The following is a 24,010-nucleotide window of genomic DNA, read 5'->3' as shown; positions in this document are numbered from 1 at the left end:
GCACATCCGGGTGGAACTCTGCTTAGGCTTCGCGTCATGGCAGATGGTTCCGATACGACGCTGACGGCTGACAAGACCGCCGAGCAGGCCCCCAACGGCCTGGTCGCGGGCATCAAGTCGTTCGCCGCCGGACACGGCGGCGCGAAGGCGGTCATCGAGTACGTCGGCAAGCGCGGCGCACGGATCGTCCTCGTGGGTTCCGACGGGGTATGGGCGGACCAGTTCGCCGACGGCACGGACGTCGCGCGGCAGGCCTGCGCCAAGGCCGGGGTCGACGTCGAGAACGCCTGGGAGCGTGAACTGATGGACCAGATGCGTCCGAGCAACGACCTGTGGCGGTCGATGGCCCGGCGCACGATGGCCCGTTGACATATACCGAATGACCAACCACCACCAGTCGGCCCGGGGGAGACCCCGGGTCGCTTTCGTCACCTGCGCCGAACTGCCCGACCTCGACCCGGACGACCGGCTCGCGCTCGGCCCGCTCGCCGCCCGCGGCGTCACCGCCGAGATCGCCGTCTGGGACGACCCGGCAGTCGACTGGTCCGGGTACGACCTGGTCGTGCTCCGCTCCCCGTGGGACTACGCCCTGCGGCGGGACGAGTTCGTGGCCTGGGCGCGTACCGTGCCGGCCCTGGTCAACCCGGCCGACGTGGTCGCCTGGAACACCGACAAGCGCTACCTGTCCGAGCTGGCCGCAGCCGGAGTGCCCACCGTGCCGACCGAGTGGGTCGAGCCCGGGCGGGAGTGGACGCCACCGGCGGGCGGTGAGTACGTGATCAAGCCGGCGGTCAGCGCCGGCAGCCAGGACACCGGCCGCTACGACCTGACCGACCCGGAGCATCGCGAGCTGGCGCCGGCCCACGTGCGGCGGCTCTCCGACGCCGGGCGGGTGACGATGGTCCAGCCGTACCTCGACGCGGTGGACACCGCCGGGGAGACCGCGCTGCTGTTCCTGGCCGGGCCCGGCGGCCTGGCGTTCAGCCACGCGATCCGCAAGGGTCCGATGCTGACCGGGCCGGACCTGGGCGAGGCCGCGCTCTACAAGGAGGAGCGGATCGACGCCCGCGTCGCCACGGCGGAGCAGCGCGCGGTGGCCGAGAAGGTGCTCGCGGTGGTGCCCGGCGGCCCGGACCGCCTGCTCTACGCCCGCGTCGACCTGATCCCCGGCCCGGACGGCGCGCCCGTGCTGGTCGAGCTGGAGCTGACCGAGCCGAGCCTGTTCGTCGGGTACGCCGACGGTGCCCCGGACCGGCTCGCCGACGCGGTGCTCACCCACCTGGCCCGCCACTGACCCGGATGGGCCGGGGGAGCCCGGCTGGCTAAGCGCCGGCCGGTGCGAGCCGGGCCAGGTGGGCGTCGATCTCGGCGCCTGCGTCCGCCGGGTCCAGTCCGGTGGTCAGGACCCGTACCGTGACGCCGTCCAGCAGCGTCGCCAGCGCGGCGGCCTCGGCCCGCGCGTCCACGTGCCCGGCGATGCCGCCGGTGGCCCGGCCGAGCGTGAGCAGCCGCTCGACGTTGGCCCGCATCTGCGCCTCGCTCTCCGCCAGGATCGCCGCGACCTGCTCGTCGACGAGCGCCTCGGCGGTGAGGACCAGCCAGACGCGGGCCTCGAAGGCGCGTTCGGCGTCCAGCGGGACGAGTTGCCGTACCGCCTGTCGGATCACCTCCGGAGTGACCGGGTCGGCAGGGATCGTCCGGGCCCGCGCCACCACGCGCCCGGCCAGGTGGTCCATGGCCGCCCGGACCATCAGTTCCCGGGTCGGCAGGTAGTGCTGCGCGGTCGCCAGCGGCATGCCGGCCTCGGCGGCGACGGCGCGCACCGTCATCCCGGCCGACCCCGCGCGCGCCAGTACGACGCACGCCGCCGCGCCGAGATGACGCCGCCGCTCCTCGTGGTCCACAACTTTGGGCACGAGGTGATCATAGATGGTCGGTCATTTGACCGATATAGGTCGGCAGCCTAACGTTGCCCGGCATGACCGCACCCCTCACCGACCCCGCACGCGACACCCGCCGGTTCAGCTACCTCGACATGGCGCTCGTGCTCGCCGTCGGTGTCGGCCTGGCCAACTCGGCGGTCGCGGACCTGCTGGCCCGGGGATCGGAGCGGCTGGGCATGCCGGAGACGGCGGCGTCCACCATCGCCTGGGCCCTGATCAACGGCACCCAGCTCGCCGTCGGCCTTGCGGTGGTGCGCCACCGCTTCGGCGAGATCGCCAGGCCGCTGCTGCTCGTCCGTCCCGCGCGCCGCCAGGTGGGCGGCGCGGTCGGCTGGGGCCTGGCCAAGGCCGCGCTCACCCTCGTGCTCGTGGTGGCGCTGCCCGCGGCGCTCGTCGAGGGTGGCGGCGGTGAGGGCGGCTACCCCGCCGGAAGCCTGCTCGCGCAGTTCGCCTTCGCGTTCGCCTTCGGCGCCGTCGTCTCCCCGCTCTACGAGGAGATCCTCTACCGGGGTGTCTTCTACCAGGGGCTGGCCGCGCGGCTGCCCGCGGTGGCCGCCGTGGTGCTGTCGGCGGCCTTCTTCGCCGTCGTGCACCTGCCCCGGGTGTTCAACACCGTCAGCGCGCTCTTCGCCGGGCTGCTGTTCGCCTGGCTGCTGCACCGGCACCGCAACCTCTGGGTGCCGATCCTCGCCCACGCCGTCAGCAACGGGACGCTCGTCGCGCTGGCGTTCGCCGCCGAGGCGTCCGCCTGACCGCCGGAGACGGCGACAGGGCGCTCAGTCGCGGTCGCTGTGGTTACGTGCCCAGCGGCCACCGATCGGCGGCGTGTCCAGCCGCAGCGCGGCCTCGGTGCCGGCCAGGTCGTTGTCCTCGAACGCGCACGAGACACAGCTGCCCGCCTCGGTGACCCAGATGCCGTACGCCTGGGTGTCGGCGTCCCGGTGCCAGATCCGGTTGCCGCGCACGGTGGCCGAGTCGAACGGCGCGGCGATCGTGATGCCGCCGCACGCCGGTGGCGAGTCCGGCAGTTCGTACGCCGTGCCGGGCCCCGGCGTGGCGGCGCTCCAGCCGGTGGAGCCGTCCGGGCGCACCTCGGCCAGGGAGAGCCGGTCGGCGCTGTTGTCGGACACCACCGCGTCGCGGGAGCCGACCCGCACCACCTTGCCCCGGTGTCCGCCGGCCGGCCAGCCGGCGTTGCCGTCGGTGACCTCGCGCGGGCCGTACCGCACCGCCTCGCCGGAGCCGGAGCAGGCCGGGGCGGAGCGGCGGCCGTTGTCCCGGATCCGGTTCCCGACGATCGACGTGTCCAGCATCGGCCGGTCGATCCGGATGCCGTCCAGCGCGTTCTCCCGGATGTCGTTGTCCTGGATCACCACGTCGGCCGCCGCGCCCCGGTAGCCGTGGCCCAGGTCGTGCTCGTGGTAGCCGAAACCGCCGTTGCGGCTGATCCGGTTGGCCTGGACCGCGTACGGGCCAGGGGTGTTGCCCATGCTGATGCCGTCGCCGACGTTGTAGTCGATCACGCAGCCGGTGACCAGGCCGCCGCGCCCGGCCACGCCGGCGGTGCCGTTGCCCGACACGTCGAAGCCGGCCTCCAGGTTGTTGGTCATGGTGCAGGCGGAGACGATCAGCCCGTCCGCGCCCCAGTCGGAGATGCCGAACCGGTTGGCCTGGCTGTGGCAGCTGACGATCCGGATGCCGCGCGGCGGGGTCCAGTAGTCCTTCTGCAACTCCAGGAAGATGCCGTTGGTGCCGTTGCCGACGGTGGTGCAGTTGGCGATGGTGAGGCGCTCCACGTCGCCCCAGCCGCCGATGCCGACGCCGATCCCCGCGCCGCCCATCTGGTCGCCGTTGTCCAGCCGGCCGCATCCCACCACGACCACGCCGTCGATCAGGCTGTCCTGGAGGAAGTCACAGCCCAGACCGGTCGCCCCGGTGTGGTGGATGTAGAGGTTGCGGAACACGCCGCGCACCACGTACTGCAGGCCCAGCCCCTTGGCCAGGTAGTCGTAGGACGTCTGGGCCACGCCGGAGCCGTCGATCTCGAAGTCGGCGAACGAGCAGTCGGCGATGTGCCGGTCCCGGTCCGCGCCGTGCTGCACGGTGGTCCAGAAGGCGAGCGGGACCGGTTCGCTGCGGTTGCCCTCGTTGCTGAGCAGGAAGCGGGTCGCCGCCGGTCCGGCGCCGATCAGCGAGACGCCGCTGCGCCAGACGGTGCCGGCGTCGCGGATCGAGTAGAGGCCGGGCGGGCAGTAGATCACCCGGGCCCGGCCGTCGGCGTCGTACCCGGCGCCGAGGCGGTCCACCAGCGCCGCCAGGGCGGGCTGGTCGTTGGTGACCCCGTCGCCGGTGAGGCCGTACTCGCGGGCGTCGCACCACAGCGGCGCGCCGGCCACCGGGGTCAGCCGTTGCGGGGTGGTGGTGGCGAGGCTCTTGCGCGACACGGGAGCTCCCCTCGGGCGGACGGGCGGTGGCCCGTGCCGCTTTCCCGCTCCCGCCGCGCGGTAACGCGCGCGCTCAGGCGGCGGCGCCCACCCGTTGCGCGGCGGGCGCGGCCGGGGCCTCCGGGGTGGCCGGGAGCCGTTCCCGGGTCGCGAAGAGCACGCCCAGCGTGGCCAGCAGCACCAGGCAGGAGCCGAGCATGTGTGCGCCGACCAGCACGGCGGGCAGGTGGGTGAAGTACTGGACGAAGCCGATCACACCCTGGCCCAGCTCGACCGCGAGCAGCACCGCGGCGGCCCGCGCGGCGCGCGCCGCGCCGACCGCCCGGAACGCGAAGTACAGCGCCACCGACAGGCCGATCAGCAGGAAGACGCCGTCGGCGTGCACCTGGGAGATCGCCGCCGGGTCCAGGCCGTTGCGGGCCGCGCCGTGGTCGCCGGCGTGCGGTCCGCTGCCTGTCACCCACGTGCCGACCACCAGCACCGACGCGCTCACCGCCGTGGTGATCCAGGCGAGGGTACGCAGCGGCGCCGGCACGGTCGGGGACACCGGCCCGTCCGGGTCCTTGATGCGCCGCCAGAGCGCGTACGCGGCCGCGATCACCACCATCGAGGCGAGGAAGTGCAGCCCGACCACCCACGGGTTGAGGTCGGTGAGCACCGTGATGCCACCGAGGACCGCCTGGGCGGGGATGCCGAACAGCACGCCCACGGCCAGCGGCAGTGTCCCGCGGCGGCGCGGACGGTGCGCCAGCACGGCCAGCACCACGGCGAGCGCGATGATCCCGACCGCGAAGGTGAGCAGCCGGTTGCCGAACTCGATCACCCCGTGCACGCCCATCTCGGCGGTGGTGGTGTAGGAGTCGTCGGTGCACCTGGGCCAGGTGGGGCAGCCGAGGCCGGAGGCGGTGAGCCGGACGGCCCCGCCGGTGACCACGATCGCGACGTTCGCGATGATCGAGGCGAGCGCGAGGCGGCGCAGCAGCGTGGCGGAGACCGGAAACCGGACGGATCGCTTCACGAAGCGAATCCTACGCACCGTAGTTGATCCCGATCGGGTGACTCCGGCACCCCGGTGGTCGGAATCACCGGACCCCGGGTTTGCGGGCCCCCAGCGAATTACGTAACGTTGGCGTTGTGAAAAACGCGGCGGCGCTCTCCCGAACGCCGGTGACCGGTCCGGTCGCCGGTGGTTCGCGCGCACGTCGCGGCGTACCGCCCGGCGAGCGGGAGGCCGCACCGGCCGACCTGTCGACCCGCGACCGGGTCACCCAGCTGCTGCTGGAGCGCGGTCCGACCACCGCCGCGCAGCTCGGCTCGGCGCTCGGCCTGAGCCCGGCCGCGATCCGCCGGCACCTCGACGCGATGCTCGCCGACGGTGACGTGATCGCCCGCGACCAGACCGTCCGCGGCAGCCGCGGGCGCGGCCGTCCGGCCAAGGTCTTCGCGCTCACCGAGGCGGGCCGCGGCCGCTGCGGCACCCACCACTACGACAACATGGCCACCGCCGCGCTGCGGTGGATCGCCCGCACCGGCGGCACCGAGGCGGTCGCGGCGTTCGCGGCCGAGCAGGTCTCCGCGCTGGAGGCCCGCTGCCGGTCGGCCATGGAGGACGCCGGAGACGCCCCGCTCGCGCGGGCGGAGGCGCTCGCCGGCGCGCTGACCGCCGAGGGTTACGCTGCCAACGCGTCCACGATCGCCTCCGGCGGCCAGCTCTGCCAGCACCACTGCCCGGTGGCGCACGTGGCCGCCGAGTTCCCTCAGCTGTGCGAGGCCGAGACCGAAGTGATCTCCCGTCTGGTCGGCACTCACGTACAGCGCCTGGCCACCATCGCGCACGGCGACGGCGTGTGCACCACGCACATTCCCGCCCAGTCCGGTTCCACCGTCACCACTGTGAGGACAGATAGATGACCGAGCAGATCGTCCAGCCCCTGACCCAGGAGGAGCAGCTCGCGGCCCTCGGCCGGTACGAGTACGGCTGGGCCGACCCCGACGTCGCCGGGGCGTCCGCCCAGCGCGGCCTCAGCGAGGCGGTGGTGCGGGACATCTCGGCCAAGAAGAACGAGCCGGCCTGGATGCTCGACCTGCGGCTCAAGGGTCTGCGGCTGTTCGGCCGCAAGCCGATGCCGAACTGGGGCGCCGACCTCACCGGGATCGACTTCGACAACATCAAGTACTTCGTGCGGTCCACCGAGAAGCAGGCCACCTCCTGGGAGGACCTGCCCGAGGACATCAAGAACACCTACGACAAGCTCGGCATCCCGGAGGCGGAGAAGCAGCGCCTGGTCGCCGGTGTCGCGGCGCAGTACGAGTCCGAGGTGGTCTACCACCAGATCCGTGAGGACCTGGAGGAGCAGGGTGTCGTCTTCCTGGACACGGACACCGCGCTCAAGGAGCACGAGGACCTGTTCAAGGAATACTTCGGCACGGTCATCCCGGTCGGCGACAACAAGTTCGCCGCGCTGAACACCTCCGTCTGGTCCGGTGGCTCGTTCATCTACGTGCCGAAGGGCGTGCACGTGGACATCCCGCTGCAGGCCTACTTCCGGATCAACACGGAGAACATGGGCCAGTTCGAGCGGACGCTGATCATCGTCGACGAGGGCGCGTACGTGCACTACGTCGAGGGTTGCACCGCGCCCATCTACTCCTCCGACTCGCTGCACAGCGCCGTCGTGGAGATCATCGTCAAGAAGAACGCCCGGTGCCGGTACACGACCATCCAGAACTGGTCGAACAACGTCTACAACCTGGTCACCAAGCGCGCCGTGTGCCACGAGGGCGCGACCATGGAGTGGGTCGACGGCAACATCGGCTCCAAGGTCACCATGAAGTACCCGGCGGTCTACATGACCGGCGAGCACGCCAAGGGCGAGGTGCTCTCGGTGGCCATGGCCGGCGAGGGCCAGCACCAGGACGCCGGCGCCAAGATGGTGCACGCCGCGCCGCACACCTCCTCGACCATCGTGTCGAAGTCGATCGCCCGGGGCGGCGGCCGCACCTCGTACCGCGGTCTGGTGCAGGTGCTGGAGGGCTCGACCAGCAGCAGGAGCACGGTCAAGTGCGACGCGCTCCTGGTCGACACGATCTCCCGCTCCGACACCTACCCGTACGTCGACATCCGCGAGGACGACGTGTCGATGGGGCACGAGGCGACCGTCTCCAAGGTCAGCGAGGACCAGCTCTTCTACCTGATGAGCCGGGGCCTGAGCGAGGACGAGGCGATGGCGATGATCGTGCGCGGCTTCATCGAGCCGATCGCCAAGGAACTCCCGATGGAGTACGCGCTGGAGCTCAACCGCCTGATCGAGCTCCAGATGGAAGGCGCGGTCGGCTGACGCCGGCCGCCCCGCCCTCCGCCTCACTGACACCGTCGTCGTAGAAACAGACCAAGGAAGAGATGACTACCCAGGCTTCCGCGCCGCCCACGACCAAGTCGCAGGCGCTCCGCTCGTACGACGTCGCCGACTTCCCGGCCCTGACCGGCCTGGAGGAGGAGTGGCGCTTCACCCCGCTCAAGCGCCTGCGCGGCCTGACCGGGTCGGCGCAGGGTGCGACCGGCACGGTCCGGCACGAGTACGGTGACCTGCCCGCGGGCGTCACCGTCGACCGGATCGGCCGGGACGACCCGCGGGTGGGCAGCGTGCTCACCCCGTTCGACCGGGTCAGCGCGCTCGCGTACGGCGGGGCCGACGGCGCGCTGCTGGTGCGCGTCGACCGCGACGCGGTGGTGGAGCGGCCGGTGCGCCTGCGGGTGGTCGGCGAGAACGCCGAGGCGCTCGCCTTCGGTCACACGTTCGTCGAGGTGGACCGGTTCGCCGAGGCGACAGTGGTGATCGAGCACGTCGGCTCGGCCACGCTTGCCGACAACGTCGAGGTGACTGTGGGCGACGGGGCGAAGCTGACCCTGGTCACCGTCGCCGACTGGGCCGACGACGCGGTGCAGGCGCAGCACCTCAAGGTGCGGCTGGGCCGCGACGCCCGGATCGTGCACGTGCAGGTCAGCCTCGGCGGCGACCTGGTCCGGCAGTACACGTCGGTGGAGTACACCCAGCGCGGCGGCGAGGCCGAGCTGTACGGCGTCTACTTCGCCGACTCCGGCCAGCACCTGGAGCACCGGCAGCTGGTCGACCACACCGTGCCGGACTGCCGCAGCAACGTCGGCTACCGGGGCGCGCTGCAGGGCGACGACGCGCACACGGTCTGGGTCGGCGACGTGCTGATCCGCGCCGAGGCGACCGGCACCGACACGTACGAGATCAACCGGAACCTGCTGCTCACCGACGGCGCGCGGGCCGACTCCGTACCCAACCTGGAGATCGAGACCGGCGAGATCGCCGGCGCCGGGCACGCCAGCGCGACCGGCCGGTTCGACGACGAGCAGCTGTTCTACCTGATGGCCCGGGGCATCCCGGAGGCCGAGGCGCGGCGCCTGGTGGTGCGCGGCTTCTTCGCCGAGCTGATCAACAAGATCCCGGTCGAGGACCTGCGCGAGCGCCTGGGCGACGCCATCGAGGCCCGGCTGACGAAGGCCGGCGCCTGATGCTCAAGATCTGCTCCACCGAGGACGTGCCGAAGGGCACCGCGATCAACGCCGACGTGGACGGCGTGCAGGTCGCGATCGTGCACGGCGAGGACGACGTGTTCTACGCGGTGCACGACGAGTGCTCACACGCCGCCGTGGCGCTGTCCGAGGGCGAGGTCGAGGGCTGCACGCTGGAATGCTGGCTGCACGGATCCCGTTTCGACCTGCGTACCGGTGAGCCCACCGGGCTGCCCGCGACCGAACCCGTACCCGTCTATCCCGTCGAAGTCCGCGACGGCGACATCTACCTTTCCGTGGACGGCGACGGCCGTCCGCTGCCGAGCAATGGAGTGACCCGCTGATGAGCACCCTGGAGATCCGCGACCTGAAGGTGTCGGTCAAGCTGCCCGAGGGTGAGCTCAAGCCGATCCTGCACGGTGTCGACCTGACCGTGCGCTCCGGCGAGACGCACGCCATCATGGGCCCGAACGGCTCCGGCAAGTCCACGCTGGCGTACTCGATCGCCGGTCACCCGAAGTACGAGATCACCGGCGGCGAGGTGACCCTCGACGGCGAGGACGTGCTGTCCATGTCCGTCGACGAGCGGGCCCGCGCCGGCCTCTTCCTGGCCATGCAGTACCCGGTCGAGGTCCCCGGCGTGTCCGTGGCCAACTTCCTGCGTACCGCCAAGACCGCCATCGACGGCGAGGCGCCGAAGCTGCGCACCTGGGCCGGCGAGCTGCGCGGCGCCATGGAGAAGCTCCAGATGGACCCGGCGTTCGCCCAGCGCAACGTCAACGAGGGCTTCTCCGGCGGCGAGAAGAAGCGGCACGAGATCGTGCAGCTGGAGCTGATCAAGCCGAAGATCGCGATCCTCGACGAGACCGACTCCGGCCTGGACGTGGACGCGCTGCGCGTGGTCAGCGAGGGCGTGAACCGGGTGCGCGACACCGGTGACACCGGTCTGCTGCTGATCACCCACTACACCCGCATCCTGCGCTACATCAAGCCGGACTTCGTGCACGTCTTCGTGGCCGGCCGGATCGTCGAGCAGGGCGGCCGGGAGCTGGCCGACAAGCTCGAGGAAGAGGGCTACGAGCGGTACGTCGCCGGGGCCGGCGCGGCGCGGGCCTGAGACTCGACATGACCTCGATGGCCATCCCGGCGGGCATGCCGCAGTACGACGACGTGCCCCGCTTCGACGTGGCGAAGGTGCGGGCCGATTTCCCGATCCTCGACCGGGAGGTCAACGGTCACCCGCTCGTCTACCTGGACAGCGCGAACACCTCCCACAAGCCGCGGCAGGTGCTCGACGTGCTCGCCGAGCACTACGCGCTGCACAACGCCAACGTGTCGCGCTCGGTGCACACGCTGGGCACCGAGGCGACCGAGGCGTACGAGGGCGCGCGGGCGAAGATCGCCGCGTTCATCAACGCGCCGAGCGTGGACGAGGTGGTGTTCACCAAGAACTCCACCGAGGCGATCAACCTCGTGGCGTACGCGTTCTCCAACGCGTCGCTGCGCGCGGACGGCGACCCGCGGTTCCGGTTGGGCCCCGGCGACGAGATCGTGATCTCCGAGATGGAGCACCACTCGAACATCGTCCCGTGGCAGCTGCTGGCGGAGCGCACCGGCGCGACGCTGCGCTGGTTCCCGGTCACCGACCAGGGCCGGCTCGACGAGTCCGGCCTGGACGACCTGGTCACCGAGCGGACGAAGATCGTCTCGCTGGTGCACATGTCGAACATCCTCGGCACCGTCAACGCCACCGCGCGGATCACCGCGCGGGTCCGCGAGGTCGGCGCGCTGCTGCTGCTCGACTGCTCGCAGTCGGTGCCGCACCTGCCGATGGACGTGGTCGACTACGACGCCGACTTCATCGTCTTCACCGGGCACAAGATGTGCGGTCCGACCGGCATCGGCGTGCTCTGGGGCCGGGGCGAGCTGCTCGCCGCGATGCCCCCGGTGATGGGTGGCGGCTCGATGATCGAGACGGTGACGATGGCGGGCTCGACGTTCGCCGCGCCGCCGGCCCGGTTCGAGGCGGGCACCCCGCCGATCGCCGAGGCGGTGGCGCTCGGCGCGGCGGTGGACTACCTCACCGCGATCGGCATGCCGGCCGTCCAGTGGCACGAGAAGGAGCTGACGGCGTACGCGCTCGACGCCCTCGCCACCGTGCCCGGCCTGCGGATCTTCGGGCCGACCGTGCCGGTGGGCCGGGGCGGGACGATCTCGTTCGCGCTCGGTGACGTGCACCCGCACGACGTCGGGCAGGTGCTCGACTCGCTCGGCGTGCAGGTGCGGGTGGGCCACCACTGCGCCAAGCCGGTGTGCACCCGCTTCGGGGTGCCGGCCATGACGCGGGCGTCGTTCTACCTCTACACCACCACTGCGGAGATCGACGCCCTGGTGGCGGGTCTGGAGCGGGTGCGGAAGGTGTTCGACTGATGCAACTTGAATCTCTCTACCAAGAGATCATTTTGGACCACTACAAGCACCCGCACGGCCGTGGCCTGCGGGACGCGACGGACCCGGCCGTCCGGGTCGGCGAGGCGCACCACGTCAACCCGACCTGCGGCGACGAGATCACCGTGCGGGTGGCGACCGACGGCAGCGTGTTCACCGACATCTCGTACGACGGGATGGGCTGCTCGATCAGCCAGGCGTCGGCGAGCATCCTGCACGAGCTGCTGCGCGGCAAGGCCGCGAGCGACGCCGCTGTGGTGCACGAGGCGTTCGTGGAGTTGATGTCCGGGCGGGGCCAGGTCACGCCGGACGAGGACGTGCTCGGAGACGGGGTGGCGTTCGCGGGTGTCGCGCGCTACCCGGCCCGGGTGAAGTGCGCGCTGTTGTCGTGGATGGCGTTCAAGGACGCCGCGGCACGCGCCGGGGTGGGCGTGAGCCCGGAGGTGAAGGCATGAGCGAGCGGCAGCGAGCGAATCATCGAAGCAGCGCGAAGGTGTCTCATGCCGGCGCCGAGCGAAGCGAGGGGGCGGCATGAGCGACGAGAACATGACCTCGGAGACCGGCGCGGTGGCGACCGACGGCACCGTCGCCGGTGGCGCGGCCGTCAATGGGGCTGTCGCCGGCGGCACTGCCGCGGGTGCGGCGGCGCCGGCCGGCGGCAAGGCCGCGATCGGTGACATCGAGGAGGCGATGAAGGACGTCGTCGACCCCGAGCTGGGCATCAACGTGGTCGACCTCGGCCTGGTGTACGGCGTCCACGTCGACGACGAGAACGTCGCCACCCTGGACATGACGCTGACCTCGGCGGCCTGCCCGCTGACCGACGTGATCGAGGACCAGGCGCGGCAGGCGCTGACCACCGGGCCCGGCGGCGGCCTGGTGAACGACATCCGGATCAACTGGGTGTGGCTGCCGCCGTGGGGCCCCGACAAGATCACCGACGAGGGGCGCGACCAGCTCCGCTCGCTCGGCTTCAACGTCTGACCGTTCTCCCGGTCACCGCCACGGGCGCGGCACCCCCTGCCAAGGGGATGCCGCGCCCGTCGTGTCTGCGGGCTTGATCGACACCGTTACGCCGAAGTGGTGTGGTCGGAGTCGCTTTGATGCCGCTACATCGGCGTAGTGGTGTCGATCAAGGTGGGCTGTCGGCACTGCCATCGGCGGCGGGACCGGGACCGGCGAGATCTTGGTACGAGATCGCCCCTTGGGCGGCCGTTTCCTTCCGTGACCTCCTCGCTTCCCTCATGCCGGGAGCCGGCTCCCTCGTTGTGGGAAACTGTCCGCCTGTTCGGCTTGATCGACACCACTTCGCCGAAGTGGTGTGGTCGGAGTCGCTTTGATGCCGCTACATCGGCGTAGTGGTGTCGATCAAGGTGGGCTGACGGCACTGCCGTCGGCAGCGGGGCCGGGACCGGCGAGATCTTGGTACGAGATCGCCCCCGAGGAGGCAGATTCGTACCAAGATCTCCAGCCCAGCCCAGCCCAGCCCAGCCCAGCCGCGGGGTGCGCGTGCGGGCGCGCGGGAAAAGCGGTCGCGGGGTGGGGGAGTGGGGCGCAGGATGAGCGGGTGATCGAGGCGTACCCGAAGCAGGTATCTGTCCGTGCGGCCACTGCCGCGCGTCGACAGCGCACCCTGCCCTCGGCCGCCTCGACCCATCACCCCTCGTCGTGACCGGGGCGTTCCTGGCCGGCCTGGTCGCCGGCTACGGCGTCGCCATTCCGGTCGGCGCGATCGCGATCCTCATTCTCGGACTCAGCGCACGTACCTCGTTCCGGGTCGGTGCGGCTGCGGCGCTCGGCGTGGCCACCGCCGACGGGCTCTACGCTGCCGTGGCGGCGCTCGGCGGGGCCGCGGTGGCGAGCCGGCTCGCGCCGGTCGCGGGTCCGTTGCGGCTGGTCGCCGCGGGGGTGCTGCTGGCCCTCGCCTGCCTCACCGCCCGACGCGCGCTGCGCCCACCGGCCACAACGCACCCGCCGAGCCCGTCGGGCACGACGCAGGAGCCGAGTGCGCGGGGAGGCATGGACACGCCGGTTCGGGCGTTCGCCGCGGTTCTCGCGCTGACCCTGCTCAACCCGGCCACTGTGGTCTACTTCGTGGCGCTCGTCCTCGGCCGTGGCGACGTGCTCGGCTCCGGCCCGCCGGCCGCTGCCGCCTTCACCCTCGGGGTGTTCGTCGCCTCGGCGAGCTGGCAGGTGCTGATCGCCGGGGGCGGCTCGCTGATCGGCCGGGCCCTCACCGGCCCTCGGGGGCGGCGGGTCACCGCGCTGCTGTCCAGCGTCATCATCGCGGCCCTCGCGGTCGCTACTCTGTTCGGCGTCTGACCGAAGGGGACGGCCCGGCATGTCGGGCCGTTTACCGGGCCGTTCATGATCCGTTACCGGGGGATCGGCCGAACCGGCAGCCCGGAGCGGCGGAAAGATCCAATCCCGGTCCGGTGCCCGACCACAGGTGTCCCGGATCACCGTCCAGGTAGAACCACATCGTCTTTGCGGGTGATGTTCGAGCTCGCGAGTGGTCCTAGGGTCACGGAACAATCCGTGGACCGTTCACGTACGTCCGGTCATCCCCGCCGGTCGTGCGCCAGTCCACACCCGACCGACCAGGGAGAAGACTTGAGGATCACCCTCGGGCGCCCGCCGCGCGACCGGCAACCCGCCGGACCGCCTCGGCGTGGACGGACCGCTGCCCTCCTCGTCGCCGCGCTGGCCGCGGCGACGCTTCCCGTTCTCGCGGCGCCCGCGCCCGCCTCCGCCGCTCCCGGCGTCCACGGACCGTGGCAGAAGGTGGACGGCACGCCGGCCGCTACGAAGGCGGGCCGCAAGGCCGCGATCAAGGCCAAGCGGCTGGCCGCGTACAAGCTGGACCGCGGCACCATGCAGGGCCTGCTGGACAAGGCGCCGGCCGAGAAGCGCGTGGCGGTGGCCCGGGTGGCGAAGCAGGTGGTGGCGCTGCCCGCTCCGGACGGCACGTTCCAGCGTTTCGAACTGGTCGACTCGCCGGTCATGGAGGCCGGCCTGGCCGCGAAGCACCCGGAGATCACCACGTACGCCGGCAAGGGCCTGGACGACCCGGCGGCGACCATCCGCGCGGACCTCACCCCGCTCGGGTTCCACGCCTCGGTCCGGTCGGCCAAGGGCAACTGGTATATCGACCCGTACTACCAGCGCGACCAGAGCCTGTACGCGAGCTACTTCGCCCGCGACCTGGAGCACCCGGAGGGCGAGTTCGTCGAGCGTGCGGACGTCACGCAGGAGGCGCACGCGCTGGCCGAGGAGATCGCCGAGGCAGACGTCCCGGCCGGGCCGCTGGTGAAGCTGCGCACCTACCGGGTGGCGCTGGTGACCGACCCGTCGTACGCCACCTACTTCGGCGCGGAGAACGTCACCGCCGCGAAGGTGACGCTGATGAACCGGGTCACCCAGATCTACGAGGACGAGACCGCGATCCGGCTCGTCCTGATCGACGACACCGACAAGACCAACCTGAACACGCCGGCCCTGGCCACCGAGCCGAACGGCCCGTGCGGCGCGGCGGCCTGCTTCACGCCGGCTCAGCTCACCTCCTGCGGCGGCGGCACGCTCAGCCGGAACCGGATCGTGCTCGGCCAGCTCGTCGGCGCGAGCAACTACGACGTGGGCCACATCGGCCTGGGCGTCAACGGCGGCGGCGTGGCCAGCCTCGGTGTGATCGGCGGCAACGGCAAGGCGCAGGGCTGCACCGGCCTGCCGACGCCGGTCGGCGACTTCTACGCGGTCGACTACGTCTCGCACGAGATGGGTCACCAGTTCGCCGGCAACCACACCTTCAACGGCACGCAGTACAACTGCTCGGGCGGCAACCGCAGCGCGGCCAACTCGTACGAGCCGGGCAGCGGTTCGTCGATCATGGCGTACGCGGGCATCTGCCAGCAGGACAACCTCCAGCCGCACAGCGACCCGTACTGGTCGCACCGCAGCTACACCGAGATCACCAACTACGTCACCTCGAACCGCCCGGCGATCAACGAGGTGCAGAACGTCTCGCTGTACGGGTTCGACGCCGACGGTGACTCGTTCACCGTCAGCTACGCGGGCGCCGACTCGGCGCCGATCGTGCGAGGCGTCAACTACACCACCGCCGGCATCAAGGCCGCGATCGAGGGCATCGCCGGCTGGCCGGCCGGCGCGACCGTCACCGTGGCCGCGTCCGGTGGCAGCGGCACGCTCAACGACAACGGCTTCCAGGTGACCTTCGGCGGCACGCTGGCGACCACGAACGTGGCGTCGCTGGAGCTGACGAACGCCGCCGGTGCCTCCGGGTTCGTCGGTGAGACGGCGAAGGGCGGCGCCATCGACAACGGCGGCTGGCTGGTCGAGGAGACCACCAACCACGCCCCGGTGGTCACCGTGCCGGACACCGTCACCATCCCGGTGCGTACGCCGTTCGCGCTGACCGGCAGCGTCACCGACGCCGACGGCGACACCGTGACGTACCTGTGGGAGCAGAACGACAGGGGCGCCACGACCGGCACCGCGCTGACGAACAACACGAAGGTCAACGGTCCGCTGTTCCGGGTGTTCGGCGAGGCGGCGATCGTGTCGCCGACCGACACGCTGAAGTACTACTCGCCGGGTCTGAACGCGGTCACCACCGACTCGACCCGGGTGTTCCCGGACCTGCGGCAGATCCTGGCCGGCAACACCAACGCCGCCACCGGCACCTGCCCGGCGCCCCCGGCACCACCGGCCACCGGTGGCGCCTCGAACGTGCCGGCCGAGCTGGTCGACTGCTACTCCGAGTTCCTGCCCACCCGCGACTGGGTCGGCATCGCGGGCGACCGGACCCTGCACTTCAAGCTCACCGCCCGGGACGGGCGGCTGGGTGGCGGCGGCATCGGCAGCGCCGACGTCGCCGTGGTGCTGGCGCCGGACGCGGGTCCGTTCCTGGTGACCTCGCAGGGCGCCGCCGCCGTACTCGACGGCGGCTCGACCCAGACCGTGACGTGGGACGTGGCCGGCACCGACGTGGCGCCGGTGAACGCCGCGCAGGTGAAGATCTCGCTGTCCGCCGACGGCGGGCTGACCTTCCCGTACGTGCTGGCCGAGCAGACCGCGAACACCGGCACCGCGACGGTGACGCTGCCGAACGTGGCGACCGGGAAGGCCCGGATCAAGATCGAGGCGGTCGGCAACGTCTTCTTCGACGTCAACGACGCCGACTTCACCATCCGGTCCGCGCCGGCCGTCACCAGCACCGCCCCGGACGGCGGCGTGCGCGTCCAGTACAGCGACGCGCTCTCGCCCGCTGTCACGGTGACCGCCACCGACGGTGACACCGCGGGCGCGGACCTGACCGCTGCCGCCACCGGGCTGCCCGCCGGCCTGTCCCTGGCCGTCACGAGCACCTCGGCGACGGACGCCCGCCCGGGTACGCGTACCTGGACGGTCGCCGGCACCACCACGGCGGCCCCGGGTGAGTACCCGGTCACCGTGACCGTGTCCGACGGCTCCGGGCTGGCCGGCAGCACCTCGTTCACCGTCACCGTCGCCGCCGAGGACGCGGCGGTCAGATGGGCCGGTGACACGCTCGTCAACACCGCGACAGGCGGCGCGTCCGGCCAGGCCCTGCTGCGGGCCGTGGTCCGGGACGGCTCGGTGCTGCCCGGCGCCACGGACACCACAGCCGGTGACATCCGTACCGCCACCGTCACCTTCACCAAGGACGGCGTGACGCTGTGCACCGGTGTGCTCGGCCTGCTCGGCACGGCCACCACCACCGCGTCCGCGGCGTGCACGGCCACCCTGCCGAAGGGCACGCACACCGTCACCGCGACCGTCGGCGGCAACTACACGGGCAGCACCACCGCCCAGGTGACTGTCGCCGTCTCCGACGGCGGGTTCCTCACCGGCGGCGGCGAGTTCACCGCCACCCGCTCGGCGGGGACCTACCCGGCCGACGTGAACTCCACGGTCGAGGTGGAGCTGAACGCGAAGCCGGGCAAGGCGAACAAGCCCGCCACGGGCAAGGCCGAGGTCGAGTTCCGCTCCGGCGGGAAGTCGTACACGATCAGGGCCGACACCGTCGACGCGCTCGGCGTCACCTCGGCGGGCAAGGTCGCCCAGGTGCGCTACCAGGCCGCCCTGTACGACAACAAGGGCAAGCTGGTGGCCTCCGGCCTGACCCTGGCTGCGACGGTGACCGACCGGGGCGCCCCCGGAAGGAACGACACCGTCGGGCTCACGCTGTGGAAGGGCGGCGCCCTGCTGTTCTCGTCCGACTGGACGGGCGGCGCGACCGCCGAGGTCAAGCTGAAGGGCGGCAACCTCACCGTCCACTGATCCACGGGTAGGCGCGGGAGGGCACCGGTCACGGTGTCCTCCCGCGTTGCGTTTCCCGGCCCGTCGATGGCGTACCGTCGGGCCATGAGCAGCCGACCCGCCGCCGGGGGCGGCCGGTGGGTCGAGGTCGACCCCGGCCGCGTCGCCCGCTGGGTCGAGGGTTTCACCGACCGGCACGGCCCGCCGGCGACGACCGTCCAGGAGTACGGGCTCCTGCTCGCCGCCCCGGACGGCGCCACCGCTGAACTGCACACCCCGCCCGGCGCGAGCGCGTCGGCGGACGTACCCGGATTCGTCGCCTCCGCCGCGGCGGCCCGACGGCTCGGTCTGCTGCTGGCCCGCAAGGGCGCCGTGGCGGTCGGTGTCGCCGACGGCACCGACCTGGTGGTCTCCAAGGTGGACACCCGGTACGTGCAGGGGCGTACCGCGGCGGGCGGCTGGTCCCAGCAGCGGTTCGCCAGGCGGCGCGACAACCAGGCGAAGGCCGCCCTGGGCGACGCGGCCGAGCTGGCCGTACGCCTGCTGTTGCCGGAGGCGGGCACGCTGGCGGCGCTGGTGTGCGGCGGCGACCGGCGCACGGTGGACACCGTGCTGGCCGACCGGCGGCTGGCCCCGCTCGCGGCGCTGCGCGCGCCGCGACTGCTCGACGTGCCGGAACCCCGGCACGCGGTGCTGGTGGCCGCAGTCGCCGCCGCCCGTGCGGTCCACATCCTGGTCCGCTGAACAGGAAAGATCACCTCAAGACGGCGCAATCCCGCTCCTCCATGGTGCATCGAATCGGCTCGATGCATAAGGTCGTGTCACGAAGCGGCGGGTCTCCGGGCGACCCGCAGGGCCCGCTTCGCCTCCGCCATCACGCGCCGACATCGTTGGGAGAGAACAACTTCATGAGCGGATATCAGGACGGCCGGCTGCGGGCCCGGTGGCGCCGTGCGACGAGGCTCCTCGTCGCGGCGGCGGCGATGAGCGCCGGAAGCCTCGTGCTCACCGCCGCGCTCACGGCCGGTACGGCGAACGCGAGCCCGGTGCAGCGCGCCGCGCTCGCCGCGCCCACCGTCAGCAGCGTCACCGCGGGCGGCGCGCACACGTGCGCGATCAGCACCGACGGGGGACTGTGGTGCTGGGGCTCGAACTACGGCGGCCAGCTCGGCGACGGGACCACCACGAACCGTGGCACCCCGGCCCGGGTCGGCACCGCCACCTGGACGAACGCCGACGCCGGCACCGGGCACACCTGCGCGGTCCGCACCGACGGGACGCTGTGGTGCTGGGGCTCGAACTTCCGGGGCCAGCTCGGCGACGGGAGCACCACCAGCCGCAGCACCCCGGTGCAGGTCGGCACCGCGACCACCTGGGCCCGGGTCGACGCCGGCCCCCAGCACACCTGCGCGATACGCACCGACGGCACGCTCTGGTGCTGGGGCTTCAACCGGACCACGCAGCTCGGCGTCGGCGCCTCGCCGTACGTCGCGAACGCCCCGCTGCAGGTCGGCACGGCCACCGACTGGGTGAGCGTCTCGACCGGCTACGGGCACACCTGCGGGATCCGGACCGGCGGCACGCTCTGGTGCTGGGGGTCCAGCTCGGACGGCCAGCTCGGGCTCGGCAACCTGGCGCCCCAGACCGCGCCCGCGCAGGTCGGCACCGCGACCGGGTGGACCGGCGTCGCGGCCGGGTACGCGCACACCTGTGGGGTCCGCTCCGGCGCGCTGTGGTGCTGGGGGGAGAACGGGTACGGGCAGCTCGGCGTGAGCGGCACGTACCGGACCGCGCCGGTGCAGATCGGCACCGCCACCACGTGGAACCGGATCGCCGCCAGCAGCGACACGTCCTGCGCGTCGCGTACCGACGGCAGCCTGTGGTGCTGGGGCAAGAACTCGGCCGGGCAGGTGGGCGACGGCAGCACCACCCACCGGTCCGCGCCCGTCCAGGCCGGTACGGCCACCACCTGGACCGGCGGCCTCGCGGTCACCGACCACGGCTGCGGCATCCGTACCGACGGCGGTCTGTGGTGCTGGGGTGACAACAGCGGTGGTCAGCTGGGCGACGGCACCACAGTCAACCGGTCCACGGCGGGTCAGGTGACCCTGCCGGCCTGACCGGCCCCCCGGACACGACATCGGCCCCGCACCGCCGGTCTGGCGGCGGTGCGGGGCCGATACGCCGGGCTGCTACTGGCCCGAACCGAAGGTGTCGCAGGACTTCGGGTCACCGGTGGTGAAGCCCTTGGTGAACCACTGCTTGCGCTGCTCCGAGCTGCCGTGGGTGAACTCGTCCGGGTTCACCGGCCGGCCGGACCGCTGCTGGATCGCGTCGTCGCCGATCTTCTCGGCGGTGTCGATGGCCTGCGAGATGTCCTGCTCGGTGATGCTGGTGAAGATCTTCTGGCCCTTGTCGTCGGCCGTGCCGGTGGCGTTCTTCGCCCACGCCCCGGCGTAGCAGTCGGCCTGCAGCTCCAGCTTCACCGAGAGCGCGTTCGCGCTCTGCGGGTCGCGCTGCTGCTGGCGGCGCATCTGCGCCTCGGTGCCGAGCAGGTCCTGCACGTGGTGGCCGTACTCGTGGGCCAGCACGTACGGCTGGGCGAACTCGCCCTCGGCGCCGAGCTGGTCGGCGAGCAGCTTGTAGAAGGTGAGGTCGATGTAGACCAGGTCGTCGGCCGGGCAGTAGAACGGGCCCACGCCCGAGTCGGCAGCGCCGCAGGCGGTGCTCACGTTCTGGCTGAAGAACACCGTCTTCGACGGCCGGTACTGCTCGCCGAACGCCTCCGGCATCGCGGTACGCCAGTACGCCTGGATCGAGTTGACGTAGAGCGCGTTGCGACAGTCGAGCTGCTTCAGCGCGTCCTGCGCCGAGCACTTCTGCTCCAGCGAGGTGTTGTCGCCCTGCTCGTCACCGCCGCCGTTGGTGGCGGCGTTGAGGCCGAAGCCGCCGCCCACCAGGGCGACCAGTACGGCGATGATGATGCCCACGATCCCGCCCCGGCCGCCGCCGATCGGGATCGGAATGCCCATCCCGCCGCCTCCGCCGGACCCTCGCCGGTCGTCCACCTGGCTGGTGTCGACCCGCGCGTTCTCGTTCAGCTCCATGTTGACCCCGATCACCGATGTGTCCGTATGTGATGGTTGCGGTACCGGACCGGGTCCGGACGGCGGTCTCCGTACCCGATGATCTTGCACGGTAATCCGGCGGAGAGGGCCCGCGGGGCCCGGTACACTTGCCCCCGTGCTGCGCTGCGAAGGCTGAACCGCCCCGCGCCGACGGGAAATCACCACCCGCCGGCGCTTTCGCGTGCCCTGAGTCAGCCCTTCCGGACCCGAGAGCGAGTACTCCGAGATGATCACTGCCACCGGCCTGGAACTGCGTGCCGGTTCCCGGATCCTGCTGTCCGACACCACCCTGCGGGTGCAGCCGGGCGACCGGATCGGCCTGGTCGGCCGTAACGGCGCCGGCAAGACCACCACGCTCAAGGTGCTCGCCGGGGAGGGGCAGCCGTACGGCGGGCAGATCGATCGGCGCAGCGCCATCGGCTATCTGCCGCAGGATCCGCGTACCGGTGACCTGGACGTCACGGGCCGGGACCGGGTGCTCTCCGCCCGCGGCCTGGACGTGCTCATGGCGCAGATGAAGGAGCTGGAGAACAAGCTCGCCGAGGGCGCCGACGACGAGCGGCTGGTCCGCCGCTACGGCGCGCTGGAGGACCAGTTCGCCTCGCTCGGCGGCTACGCGGCCGAGGCCGAGGCGGCCCGCATCTGCGCCAACCTCGGCCTGCCCGACCGGGCCCTGGCGCAGACCATCGGCACGCTGTCCGGCGGTCAGCGCCGCCGCATCGAGCTGGCCCGGATCCTGTTCCGCGACGCGGGCGAGAACGGCGGCGGCATCCTGCTGCTCGACGAGCCCACGAACCACCTCGACGCCGACTCGATCACCTGGCTGCGCGGCTTCCTCGCCAACCACAAGGGCGGCCTGATCGTGATCTCCCACGACGCCTCGCTGCTGGAGGCCGTCGTCAACAAGGTCTGGTTCCTGGACGCCACCCGGTCCGTGGTCGACACGTACAACCTGGGCTGGAAGGCGTACCTGGAGGCGCGCGAGACCGACGAGCGGCGCCGCCGCCGGGAGCGCGCAAACGCCGAGAAGAAGGCCGGCGCCCTGATGGCGCAGGCGGACAAGATGCGGGCCAAGGCCACCAAGACCGTCGCCGCGCAGAACATGGCCCGGCGCGCCGAGCGCCTGCTCTCCGGCCTGGACGAGGTCCGCGTCGCGGACAAGGTCGCGAAGGTGCGCTTCCCGAGCCCCGCGCCGTGCGGCAAGACGCCGCTGACCGCGACCGGCCTGTCCAAGTCGTACGGGTCGCTGGAGATCTTCACCGACGTGAACGTCGCGGTCGACCGGGGTTCCCGGGTGGCCATCCTCGGCCTCAACGGCGCCGGCAAGACCACGCTGCTGCGGATGCTCGGCGGGCTGCTGGAGCCGGACACCGGCGAGGTACGCCCCGGGCACGGGCTGCGGCTCGGCTACTACGCCCAGGAGCACGAGACGCTCGACGTGGACCGGACGATCCTGGAGCACATGCGCAGCGCCGCGTCCGACCAGACCGACACCGACCTGCGCAAGATCCTCGGCGCGTTCCTGTTCTCCGGCGAGGACGTGGACAAGCCGGCCGGGGTGCTCTCCGGCGGCGAGAAGACCCGGCTGGCGCTGGCCACGCTGGTCTGCTCCGGCGCCAACGTGCTGCTGCTGGACGAGCCGACGAACAACCTCGACCCGGTCAGCCGCGAGCAGGTGCTCGACGCGATCGCCCGCTACCCGGGCGCGATCGTGCTGGTGACGCACGACCCGGGCGCGGTCACCGCGCTCAAGCCGGACCGCGCCATCCTGCTGCCCGACGGCGACGAGGACGCCTGGTCCGACGACCTCCTGGAGCTGGTGGAGCTCGCCTGACCCCGCCCGCCCCCGGGCACTCTGCTGGTCGATCATGAAGTTGGCGGCACTTTTGGAGATCCACATCGCCGTCAACTTCATGATCGACGGGGTGGGGTCTGTGGGGTCTGTGGGGTCGACGGGCTCGTCCGGCGGGCCGGTACGGATCAGGCGGCCGGAAGGATCACTCTATCGGGAAGCTGACATTGCGTAGCGTGTCGGTTGGCGAATAGTTGATATCTGGCGCATGATCGTCCGAGGCGGTCTAATAGGTGGGACCGTATCCGAACCGCACAGTCTGGGACGTGAGGAATCAGCATGGCAGCCACCGGCACAGCCACCAGCACTGAGAAGGGTCGCCGGATCGTCGGGGCCGAGCGTCAGACGCTCGCCAAAGACCTGGTAAAGCGGTACACCGGCGGAGAGAGCATCCGTGCTCTGGCGGCCTCGACCGGCCGTTCCTACGGGTTCATCCACCGGGTGCTCACCGAGTCCGGGGTGCAGCTGCGGCAGCGCGGCGGCGCCCGGCGCCGGAAGAAGGCGTGACCCGCCCCCCAGCGTCGTCCATCAGCGCGTTCCGGGGCGTCCGGTGACCGCCGAGACGACCGGAGTGCGCTTCGACTGCGACGGGCCGGTCGCGACGGTGACGTTGTGCCGGCCCGACGTACTCAACGCCCAGACCCCGGCGATGTGGCGCGCCATGAGCGACTTCTCCCGGGACCTGCCCGGCGACGTGCGCGTCGTCGTCGTACGCGGGGAGGGGCGCGCCTTCTCCGCGGGCCTGGACCTGGCGGTCGCCGGTGCGACCGGGCCGGGCTCCTTCGCCGAGCTGGCCGCGATGCCGGAGGCGGAGTGCGCCGACCGGATCGCCGAGTACCAGGGCGGCTTCACCTGGCTGCACCGGCCGGACGTGGTGTCCATCGCCGCGGTGCAGGGCCACGCCATCGGCGCCGGCTTCCAGCTCGCGCTGGCCTGTGACATGCGGGTGCTCGCCGCCGACGCGAAGCTCTCGATGGCCGAGGTGACCCTCGGCCTGGTTCCCGACCTGGCCGGCACGCGCCGCCTCGTCGAGCTGGTCGGCTACTCCCGGGCGCTGGAGATCTGCGCCACCGGCCGGCGGATGGACGCCGCCGAGGCGGACCGGATCGGCCTGGCCACGCTCGTGGTGCCGAACGACGAGCTGGACGGCGCCGTGCGTGATCTCTCCGCCGGGCTGCTCGCCAACAACCGGGACGCGATCATCGAGATCAAGGCGCTGCTCGCGGGCGCGGTCGACCGTTCGCACGCCGAGCAGCAGCGCGCCGAGCGGGAGGCGCAGACCCGGCGGATCCGGGACCTGGCCGGGCGGGGCGAATAGCCGGTACGGCGATTTCGTAAGGACCGTTCGGGAAGAT

At 71.9% G+C, this 24,010-nt stretch carries 22 protein-coding genes; 18 read left to right on the top strand and 4 right to left on the bottom strand.

Annotated features, from left to right (window positions below; translation table 11 throughout):
* Positions 1–36 precede the first annotated feature (36 nt).
* Together SM452_RS23610 and SM452_RS23605 are read left to right on the top strand one after the other, a co-directional pair.
* Positions 37–369, top strand: a complete 333-nt coding sequence (locus SM452_RS23610; protein ID WP_013287454.1) for a hypothetical protein — start codon at positions 37–39, stop codon at positions 367–369.
* 10 nt (positions 370–379) lie between these two features.
* Entirely contained in the window at positions 380–1,294 is a 915-nt protein-coding gene (locus SM452_RS23605; protein ID WP_262014419.1) for an ATP-grasp domain-containing protein, read from the top strand.
* Positions 1,295–1,322: 28 nt separating this feature from the next.
* On the opposite strand, the gene SM452_RS23600 is transcribed toward SM452_RS23605, so the two are convergent.
* Positions 1,323–1,916, bottom strand: coding sequence for a TetR/AcrR family transcriptional regulator (locus SM452_RS23600; RefSeq protein WP_463840718.1), 594 nt, complete (start codon positions 1,914–1,916; stop codon positions 1,323–1,325).
* A 62-nt stretch (positions 1,917–1,978) separates the two neighbouring features.
* Here SM452_RS23600 and SM452_RS23595 point away from each other — a divergent pair, with 62 nt between their 5' ends.
* On the top strand, positions 1,979–2,695 hold the full coding sequence (locus tag SM452_RS23595; protein ID WP_463840717.1) for a lysostaphin resistance A-like protein: 717 nt from the start codon (positions 1,979–1,981) through the stop codon (positions 2,693–2,695).
* 24 nt (positions 2,696–2,719) lie between these two features.
* Here the strand turns inward: SM452_RS23595 and SM452_RS23590 are convergent, their stop codons facing one another.
* A complete protein-coding gene (locus SM452_RS23590) occupies positions 2,720–4,387 on the bottom strand; it encodes a right-handed parallel beta-helix repeat-containing protein (RefSeq protein ID WP_262014417.1) in 1,668 nt (555 codons plus the stop codon).
* A gap of 73 nt (positions 4,388–4,460) precedes the next feature.
* Positions 4,461–5,423, bottom strand: coding sequence for a COX15/CtaA family protein (locus SM452_RS23585; RefSeq protein WP_463840716.1), 963 nt, complete (start codon positions 5,421–5,423; stop codon positions 4,461–4,463).
* 98 nt (positions 5,424–5,521) lie between these two features.
* Between SM452_RS23585 and SM452_RS23580 the strand changes: the two genes are divergently transcribed.
* From SM452_RS23580 to SM452_RS23525, 12 genes are all read left to right on the top strand, one after another.
* Positions 5,522–6,298, top strand: a complete 777-nt coding sequence (locus tag SM452_RS23580) for a helix-turn-helix transcriptional regulator (protein WP_463840715.1) — start codon at positions 5,522–5,524, stop codon at positions 6,296–6,298.
* Entirely contained in the window at positions 6,295–7,725 is a 1,431-nt protein-coding gene (gene sufB, locus SM452_RS23575; RefSeq protein WP_355512699.1) for a Fe-S cluster assembly protein SufB, read from the top strand. The genes SM452_RS23580 and sufB overlap by 4 nt, the downstream gene beginning before the upstream one ends.
* Positions 7,726–7,787: 62 nt before the next feature.
* Positions 7,788–8,930, top strand: a complete 1,143-nt coding sequence (gene sufD / locus SM452_RS23570; RefSeq protein ID WP_355512697.1) for a Fe-S cluster assembly protein SufD — start codon at positions 7,788–7,790, stop codon at positions 8,928–8,930.
* A complete protein-coding gene (locus tag SM452_RS23565) occupies positions 8,930–9,274 on the top strand; it encodes a non-heme iron oxygenase ferredoxin subunit (protein WP_463840714.1) in 345 nt (114 codons plus the stop codon). The genes sufD and SM452_RS23565 overlap by 1 nt, the downstream gene beginning before the upstream one ends.
* Entirely contained in the window at positions 9,274–10,047 is a 774-nt protein-coding gene (gene sufC / locus SM452_RS23560) for a Fe-S cluster assembly ATPase SufC (RefSeq protein ID WP_073831401.1), read from the top strand. The genes SM452_RS23565 and sufC overlap by 1 nt, the downstream gene beginning before the upstream one ends.
* 8 nt (positions 10,048–10,055) lie before the next feature.
* Entirely contained in the window at positions 10,056–11,360 is a 1,305-nt protein-coding gene (locus tag SM452_RS23555) for a cysteine desulfurase (protein ID WP_262014412.1), read from the top strand.
* Complete coding sequence (sufU, locus tag SM452_RS23550; protein ID WP_135241163.1) at positions 11,360–11,833, top strand: Fe-S cluster assembly sulfur transfer protein SufU; 474 nt, start codon at positions 11,360–11,362, stop codon at positions 11,831–11,833. The genes SM452_RS23555 and sufU overlap by 1 nt, the downstream gene beginning before the upstream one ends.
* A gap of 76 nt (positions 11,834–11,909) precedes the next feature.
* Positions 11,910–12,362, top strand: coding sequence for a metal-sulfur cluster assembly factor (locus tag SM452_RS23545; protein ID WP_410054933.1), 453 nt, complete (start codon positions 11,910–11,912; stop codon positions 12,360–12,362).
* A 684-nt stretch (positions 12,363–13,046) separates the two neighbouring features.
* On the top strand, positions 13,047–13,700 hold the full coding sequence (locus SM452_RS23540; RefSeq protein WP_463840713.1) for a LysE/ArgO family amino acid transporter: 654 nt from the start codon (positions 13,047–13,049) through the stop codon (positions 13,698–13,700).
* Between the two features lie 291 nt (positions 13,701–13,991).
* The gene (locus SM452_RS23535; RefSeq protein WP_463840712.1) at positions 13,992–17,696 is read left to right on the top strand and encodes a reprolysin-like metallopeptidase; all 3,705 of its coding nucleotides are present in this window, start codon (positions 13,992–13,994) and stop codon (positions 17,694–17,696) included.
* Between the two features lie 84 nt (positions 17,697–17,780).
* Complete coding sequence (locus SM452_RS23530; RefSeq protein WP_463840711.1) at positions 17,781–18,419, top strand: acVLRF1 family peptidyl-tRNA hydrolase; 639 nt, start codon at positions 17,781–17,783, stop codon at positions 18,417–18,419.
* A 164-nt stretch (positions 18,420–18,583) separates the two neighbouring features.
* Positions 18,584–19,795 (top strand): RCC1 domain-containing protein, encoded by a 1,212-nt coding sequence (locus tag SM452_RS23525; RefSeq protein WP_463840710.1) that lies wholly within the window; start codon positions 18,584–18,586, stop codon positions 19,793–19,795.
* A gap of 72 nt (positions 19,796–19,867) precedes the next feature.
* On the opposite strand, the gene ypfJ is transcribed toward SM452_RS23525, so the two are convergent.
* Positions 19,868–20,782 carry a KPN_02809 family neutral zinc metallopeptidase gene (gene ypfJ, locus SM452_RS23520; protein ID WP_262014433.1) on the bottom strand — a complete coding sequence of 305 codons (915 nt, stop codon included), beginning with the start codon at positions 20,780–20,782 and terminating at the stop codon, positions 19,868–19,870.
* A gap of 247 nt (positions 20,783–21,029) precedes the next feature.
* On the opposite strand from ypfJ, the gene SM452_RS23515 reads away from it, so the two are divergent.
* The 3 genes from SM452_RS23515 (at position 21,030) to SM452_RS23505 (ending at position 23,973) form a co-directional block, all read left to right on the top strand.
* Complete coding sequence (locus SM452_RS23515) at positions 21,030–22,637, top strand: ABC-F family ATP-binding cassette domain-containing protein (protein ID WP_043329650.1); 1,608 nt, start codon at positions 21,030–21,032, stop codon at positions 22,635–22,637.
* Positions 22,638–22,934: 297 nt separating this feature from the next.
* Positions 22,935–23,162: a helix-turn-helix domain-containing protein gene (locus SM452_RS23510; protein WP_007072022.1), complete on the top strand. Its 228-nt coding sequence runs from the start codon at positions 22,935–22,937 to the stop codon at positions 23,160–23,162.
* A 43-nt stretch (positions 23,163–23,205) separates the two neighbouring features.
* Positions 23,206–23,973 (top strand): enoyl-CoA hydratase/isomerase family protein, encoded by a 768-nt coding sequence (locus tag SM452_RS23505; RefSeq protein WP_262014407.1) that lies wholly within the window; start codon positions 23,206–23,208, stop codon positions 23,971–23,973.
* The last annotated feature ends 37 nt before the right edge of the window (positions 23,974–24,010 follow it).

The organism is Micromonospora sp. SYSU B005, assembly GCF_055362685.1.
Note: the sequence above shows the minus strand (reverse complement) of the source record. Positions and strands in the feature narration are given on the sequence as shown.